Genomic DNA, 1312 nt, shown 5'->3' with positions numbered 1-1312 from the left:
CCAATCTGGCTCTACTTCACTAAGTGAAAGTCAATCTGGTTCAACCTCATTAAGTGAAAGTCAGTCAGGTTCTACTAGCTTGAGTGAGAGCCAATCCGGCTCAACTTCATTGAGTGAGAGCCAATCTGGTTCTACTTCACTAAGTGAAAGTCAGTCAGGTTCTACTAGCTTGAGTGAGAGCCAATCCGGCTCAACTTCATTGAGTGAGAGCCAATCTGGTTCTACTTCACTAAGTGAAAGTCAGTCAGGTTCTACTAGCTTGAGTGAGAGCCAATCCGGCTCAACTTCATTGAGTGAGAGCCAATCTGGTTCTACTTCACTAAGTGAAAGTCAGTCAGGTTCTACTAGCTTGAGTGAGAGTCAATCCGGCTCAACATCATTAAGTGAGAGTCAATCCGGTTCAACTAGCTTGAGTGAAAGCCAATCCGGTTCAACATCACTGAGTGAAAGTCAATCCGGTTCAACCTCATTAAGTGAGAGTCAGTCCGTTTCAACTTCATTGAGCGAGAGCCAATCCGGCTCAACTTCACTAAGTGAAAGTCAGTCAGGTTCTACTAGCTTGAGTGAGAGTCAATCTGGTTCAACCTCACTAAGTGAGAGTCAATCCGGCTCAACTTCACTAAGTGAAAGTCAGTCAGGTTCTACTAGCTTGAGTGAGAGTCAATCTGGTTCAACCTCACTAAGTGAGAGTCAATCCGGCTCAACTTCACTAAGTGAAAGTCAGTCAGGTTCTACTAGCTTGAGTGAGAGTCAATCTGGTTCAACCTCACTAAGTGAGAGTCAATCCGGCTCAACTTCACTAAGTGAAAGTCAGTCAGGTTCTACTAGCTTGAGTGAGAGTCAATCTGGTTCAACCTCACTAAGTGAGAGTCAATCCGGCTCAACTTCACTAAGTGAAAGTCAGTCAGGTTCTACTAGCTTGAGTGAGAGTCAATCTGGTTCAACCTCACTAAGTGAGAGTCAATCCGGCTCAACTTCACTAAGTGAAAGTCAGTCAGGTTCTACTAGCTTGAGTGAGAGTCAATCTGGTTCAACCTCACTAAGTGAGAGTCAATCCGGCTCAACTTCACTAAGTGAAAGTCAGTCAGGTTCTACTAGCTTGAGTGAGAGTCAATCTGGTTCAACCTCACTAAGTGAGAGTCAATCCGGCTCAACTTCACTAAGTGAAAGTCAGTCAGGTTCTACTAGCTTGAGTGAGAGTCAATCCGGCTCAACTTCATTGAGCGAGAGTCAGTCAGGCTCAACCTCACTAAGTGAAAGCCAATCAGGCTCAACTAGCTTGAGTGAGAGTCAATCCGGTTCAACTTCACTA

At 44.9% G+C, this 1312-nt stretch carries 1 protein-coding gene; it reads left to right on the top strand.

Annotated features, from left to right (window positions below):
• A partial coding sequence (locus IV55_RS10425; protein WP_191979321.1) for a serine-rich family protein occupies positions 1-1312 on the top strand: 1312 nt, incomplete at both ends.

This window comes from Furfurilactobacillus siliginis (assembly GCF_001437435.1).
Lineage (GTDB): Bacteria > Bacillota > Bacilli > Lactobacillales > Lactobacillaceae > Furfurilactobacillus > Furfurilactobacillus siliginis.
Note: the sequence above shows the minus strand (reverse complement) of the source record. Positions and strands in the feature narration are given on the sequence as shown.